Here is a 4,944-nt window from a genome sequence, read left to right on the forward strand (position 1 = left end):
ATCCGACAGCCGGACATCTGCCACCGGCGAGCCACCCGAACTTTTCTTCTGACCCACCCGAGGCATGCGCACATCGTAGAACGAAATCCACTCAGGCAACGGATACGCGCAGCGCGTGTCACAGCCCAGCCCCGCCTGGACACCCCTAACTTAGCGACATTGCCCGTCCGGCCGAGGACAATCTTTAGAGCGGCGGCAGACTTTTCGCCGCCTTCTCCGCTTCTGCCGCGGCTTTGCTCTGCCGCGGCAGGGCGGGTCCGACCTCCCCCGCCCCTCCGGTAGGAGTTTCAGCCGCCGCTCGGGTTTGTCAAGGCGGGAAAGCGTGCCTTGACAAACCCGACCGCCGGCTGAAGAGAAGGCTGGGATGAGAGGCGGGGGAGGTCTGGTGACGTCGTTGGCTGCCTTGCGTGCCCGGCCGCCGGTTTGGCGGGCGTCTGGGATTCAGGGCGGAGAGGCCCGGTCACGTCGTCGGCCGCCAGTTCGGCTCCGATTTGGACATCCCCTGTGGACAACTCCCCCTCAGCCGAAGATCTTCTGCACCTGGTCGGAGATCTTGGCCACCAGCTCGGAGAACTGCACCACCCCGCCCAGCAATCCCTTGACCTTCTCCCAACGGCTGCGCACCACCGCCGGCTCCGCGGTGTCGCCCGCGCGCAGGTCCGCCGCGAGGTCGGTCAGCGTGTCCTCGAGGACCTCCTGCTTCGCCAGGTCGCGTCCGCGCACCTCGGCCGACAGCCGCTCGACCAGCTCGGTCAGCGACGTCAGCGCTGCCTCCGCGCCGCCGGCTTCGATGCCCGTCTGGGTGATGTCGCCGGAGTTGTCGCCGCCGATGCTGACCTTGTTCGTGATGCGGTGGCCCATCAGGTCTCCGTCTTGGCCGGGCGGCCGGGGGCCGCGGGCGGGTCCGGGGGCGGGGTGCGCAGCCCGGTCTGGGTGATCGTGCCACGGTTGTCGCCGCGGATGGTGACGTCGTTGTTGATCACGACCGCCGCCTGTGCCTCGAACTTCGCCGTCGAGAAGCCGGCGTCGGCGAGGAGCTTGCCGATCGCCGGCAGCAGCCGGCTTTCGATGATCTTCTCGTACCGCGCGATGTCGACGAGCTGGAAGTAGTCGGCGAACCGGTTCACCGACGCGAGTTCGCGCAGCGTGTTCGCGGCGCCGTAGCGGTCCGGGTCCAGGACGCCCGGCTCGCGCTTCGGCTGCCGGATCCACGACGCGAGGTTCATGATCCGGCCCGGCAGGCTCGCCGGCATCTCCAGCCAGGCCAGCAGCCCCTGGCCGAGCGGGCGCAGCGAGTCCGGCCGCATCTTGTCCACCGCGCGGTACTCGGCCCGGATCGGCGGCAGCATGTACGGCGTCCACTCGACGTACAGCGTCGTGTCGTCCACCGCGGCGTGCAGGAACGTCGTGAGCACCAGGTCCCGGTCCCAGGTCTCCACCTGGAAGGACAGGTAGTAGCGCGCCCATTCCTTCGGTTCCGTGCGGAGCCGGGCGACGTCGGCCGCGCCGAGCCGGGTGTGCGGCGGGCGCTCGATGTCCGGCAGGTAGGCGGCGGTTTCCGGGGTCCCCAGGTGGTCGACGAGCTCGGTGGCCGGGGTGAACACCGCCTCGGTCACCGTCAGGCCGCCGAGCCGGTGGTCCGGCGACAGCGCGCTCGCCTGGCGGAGGTCCGCGATCGCCGCGCGGATCCCGTCGTACAGCGTCTCGGTGGTCAGCTTCGGCCGGTCTTCGCCGTCTTCGACCCGCTCCAGCGGGACCGCCATGGACCAGGCGTCCCGGCGGAAACCGGCGCCCACGAACGGGTTGTACCCGCGGTACACCACCAAGGGCGCCCCCGGTGCGTCGACGGGCTGCGCACCCGCCTGGTAGCGGGCGAGCTGGTCCCGGAAGTCTTCGGTGAGCAAGCCGGTGAGGCTGCCGCCGCCGCTGTCCGGGGTGCCGCCGAGCCGCCGGAAGCGCGTCGTCAGCAGGTTCCACAGGGACCACCGCTCGATCGTGACGGCCACGCACACCACCACGGCGAGCACGATGCCGATGACCGTCCGGGCGGTGTCGCCGCCGGACGACACCTCGTAGGGGTCCACGTCGTAGTACCGGGAGGGGTACCGGCTCCCGGAGGAATCGAACAGTTCGTCCCAATAGGACACCAAAAGCCAGACCACGACGATCGCCAGCCCCACGAACAACGCCGTCTTGGGGTTGATCCCCTTCTCCGGCGCGGAGGCGCCCTTCCCGGCCCGGCCGACGATGAGCAGCAGTGACAGCACGATCCAGCCGTAGAGCAGCGGGTTGTCCCACAGCAGCCCGATGACGACGGCCATCAGCACCACCAGCAGGCCGTCGAAGTTCTTGCGGCGCGCCCGCGCCCGCACTGCCTCGGTGAGCACGCGGCCCGCGTCGAGGCCCGGTGACGGCGGGACCGGACGGGTGGGCTCGACGAGGAACTCCGTGATGGCCCGCTTGCCGAAGGCGGGATCGAGGTAAGAGGCCGCGCAGAGGTAGCGCGTGGTGTCGTCGGCCATGCCGCCTCCCCCGTGTCAGACCAGGGGGCGCCGGTCGCCCGACGGCGCGCTCCCCCGCAAGTTGCAGAAGCTAGCATGCAGTGCCGCAAAGCGGAACGGTAATTCCGCCAGCAATCCGGCATCGTTCCGGAACCGGAACGGTCAGGACAGCAGCTTCGCGGTCAGTTCCCCGCGGCTGCGGACCCCGACCTTGCCGAACACCGACTTGAGGTGGTCCTGCACCGTGTGCGCCGAGATCGCCAGCCGGGCGGCGATGTCCGTTGTGGACAGTCCGGCGAGCACTTCCCGGCAGACGTCGCGCTCCCGGGTGGTCAGCCCGTAGGCGGCGAGCAGGACGCCCAGCAGCTCGGCACCCGAAGCGCGGTCGAACGTCACGGCCGTCTCACCGTCGCCGTCGCCGGTCACCAACCGGCTGGCGTGGAGCACGATCCACCCGTCGTGGGCGTCGCGGACGCGGGCGCGGAACGTCCCGGTCGCCGCCGCGCGGGCCCCGGTCACCACCGCGCGCAGCAGGACGGCGAACCGGCCCGGGGCGATCTCGTCGAGTTCGGCGCGCCACCCCGCGGCCGCCGCGGTGGCCGCCCGCTGCCTGCCGTCCGGGCCGACCACCACGATCGCCGGTTCGCCCCCGCTCCCCGCCCCGCGGGTCCGCGCGGCCACCCGCGTCGCCGCCGCCAGTGCCGGCGCGACCGAGGTCAGGAACTCGACCTCGCGGTCGCCGAACTCACCGCGCCGCACCAGGCCGGCCGCGCCCCAGGACGTCCCGTCGACCCGGAACACCACGCGCAGCTCGTGGCCGAGCCCCAGCGGCCGCCAGACCTCGGTGAGCCGCCCGCTGCGCTCGGCGGCCCGGCGGGGCAGGTCGGACAGGCGCGCTACCGGCACCGGACGGCGCGCCAGCTCGGCGAAGGTGTGGGGCTGGGCGCCGTCGTACTCGTAGGTCGCCAGCAGCGGCTCGTACTCGCCGGGGATGCGGGCCCGGCCGCTGGTCATCGAGCTGATCACCGCGGTGTCCGGGTCGAGCGACGCCCAGCAGGTCAGCTCGGCGGGCACCACGCGGTCGACCAGCTCGATGGCGGCGGCGTGCAGCTCGGCGACGCCGAGGCCCGCCGTCGCGAGCGCGGCGACCTCCCGCCGCACTCCCTGCGCCCGGCCGTCCCACACGGACGCAGTATGCGCCGGTCGCCGCGGCGCGCGGTATCCCACATTTCCGGGATGGCCCGTCCGCCCGGGCGTTCCTAGCGTCGTCGCCATGACCCACTTCAGTGCGCCGGGCCAGGGCCCGGAACTCGACACCAAGGACGCGCGGATCACCGTCAAGGTCGGCGCGGAGCACACCGGCGGCGCGTACGAGGTGTTCGAGGTCGACGCGCCGCGCGGGCCGTCGGTCCCGCCGCACACCGAGCCCTGGCCGAAGAGCTTCTACGTGCTGCACGGGCGCATCACCGTCTACGTGGACGGCGAGCTCCACGACCTCGGCCCCGGGGCGTCGATCAGCATCCCGGCGGGTGCGGCCAACACCTTCACGGTGCACACGCCGTCGGCGCAGTTCCTCGCGGTGTGCCTGACGGACGGGATGGGCCGGTTCTTCCGCGCCGTCGACCAGGCGACGCCGGAGAAGATCCCGGAGATCGCCGGGCGGCACGGCATCGAGCTCGTGCCGTGAACGCCCTCGCGCAGGTCTTCGCCGGGGTGGCGGTGCTGGTGCACCTGCTCGCCTTCACCTGGGAAGTGGTGCTGTTCGAACGGCCGGGCGTGCACGAGGGCATCTTCAAGATCCCGTCGGCGAACCTGCCCGCCACCCGGCTGTGGTCGTTCAACGTCGGGTTCTACAACCTGTTCATGGCGGCCGGCCCGGTGCTCGGGCTGGTCCTGCTGCACAGCGGCCACGCCGAGGCCGGGCGGTGGCTGGTGCTCTACTCCTGCGGGTTCATGCTGCTGGCCGGGATCGCCCTGGGCGTGTCGGACGCGCTCGCCCTCAGCCGCCCCCGCGGGGCGGGCCGGGGCGGTGCCCTTGCGCAGGCCGTGCCGCCACTGGCCGCGCTGGTCGCGGCGCTGCTCTAGGAGCTCTGTTCGATCAGCTGCTCGCTCCAGGTCCGGATGGCCGCGGCCTGCTCGGGCGTGAGCCGGTCGAGGACGAGACGGCGGATGTTGGCGCCGTGGGCGCGGACCGCGCTCTCCGCCGTCCGACGGCCTTCGGCGGTCAGCTCGATCCCGGTGCGCCTGCCGGTGGCGCCGTCCTCGATCCGCGCCACCAGGCCGCGGTTCTCCATCCGCGTCAGCAGGTGCGCGACGCGGCTCTTCTCCCAGTCGAGCGCGTCGGCGAGGACGGCGCGGGCCTGACGCCCGCCGTCACCTACGCCTCCCTTCTGGACAACTACGTCACCGGCACGGCGATGAGCGTCAGCCGGGAACTGGTGAT

The 4,944-nt window shown here is 72.0% G+C and carries 6 protein-coding genes; 2 read left to right on the forward strand and 4 right to left on the reverse strand.

The features are described 5' to 3' along the window. Positions 1-519 precede the first annotated feature (519 nt). The 3 genes from ACWEGE_RS46775 to ACWEGE_RS46785 all read right to left on the reverse strand — a co-directional run bounded on the left by ACWEGE_RS46775 (position 520) and on the right by ACWEGE_RS46785 (position 3,686). A complete protein-coding gene (locus tag ACWEGE_RS46775) occupies positions 520-861 on the reverse strand; it encodes a hypothetical protein (protein ID WP_449666980.1) in 342 nt (113 codons plus the stop codon). Then, positions 861-2,522, reverse strand: a complete 1,662-nt coding sequence (locus ACWEGE_RS46780; RefSeq protein ID WP_449666981.1) for a hypothetical protein — start codon at positions 2,520-2,522, stop codon at positions 861-863. Before ACWEGE_RS46780 ends, ACWEGE_RS46775 begins: the two co-directional genes overlap by 1 nt. Positions 2,523-2,663: 141 nt before the next feature. Then, complete coding sequence (locus ACWEGE_RS46785) at positions 2,664-3,686, reverse strand: helix-turn-helix transcriptional regulator (RefSeq protein WP_449666982.1); 1,023 nt, start codon at positions 3,684-3,686, stop codon at positions 2,664-2,666. A gap of 88 nt (positions 3,687-3,774) precedes the next feature. Here ACWEGE_RS46785 and ACWEGE_RS46790 point away from each other — a divergent pair, with 88 nt between their 5' ends. Together ACWEGE_RS46790 and ACWEGE_RS46795 are read left to right on the forward strand one after the other, a co-directional pair. Further along, on the forward strand, positions 3,775-4,188 hold the full coding sequence (locus tag ACWEGE_RS46790; RefSeq protein ID WP_449666983.1) for a cupin domain-containing protein: 414 nt from the start codon (positions 3,775-3,777) through the stop codon (positions 4,186-4,188). Further along, the gene (locus ACWEGE_RS46795) at positions 4,185-4,586 is read left to right on the forward strand and encodes a DUF1304 domain-containing protein (protein WP_449666984.1); all 402 of its coding nucleotides are present in this window, start codon (positions 4,185-4,187) and stop codon (positions 4,584-4,586) included. Before ACWEGE_RS46790 ends, ACWEGE_RS46795 begins: the two co-directional genes overlap by 4 nt. On the opposite strand, the gene ACWEGE_RS46800 is transcribed toward ACWEGE_RS46795, so the two are convergent. Next, a partial coding sequence (locus tag ACWEGE_RS46800; protein WP_449666985.1) for a MarR family winged helix-turn-helix transcriptional regulator occupies positions 4,583-4,944 on the reverse strand: 362 nt, incomplete at its 5' end. The two genes, ACWEGE_RS46795 and ACWEGE_RS46800, sit on opposite strands and share 4 nt — an antisense overlap.

It is taken from the genome of Amycolatopsis sp. NPDC004747 (assembly GCF_053601335.1).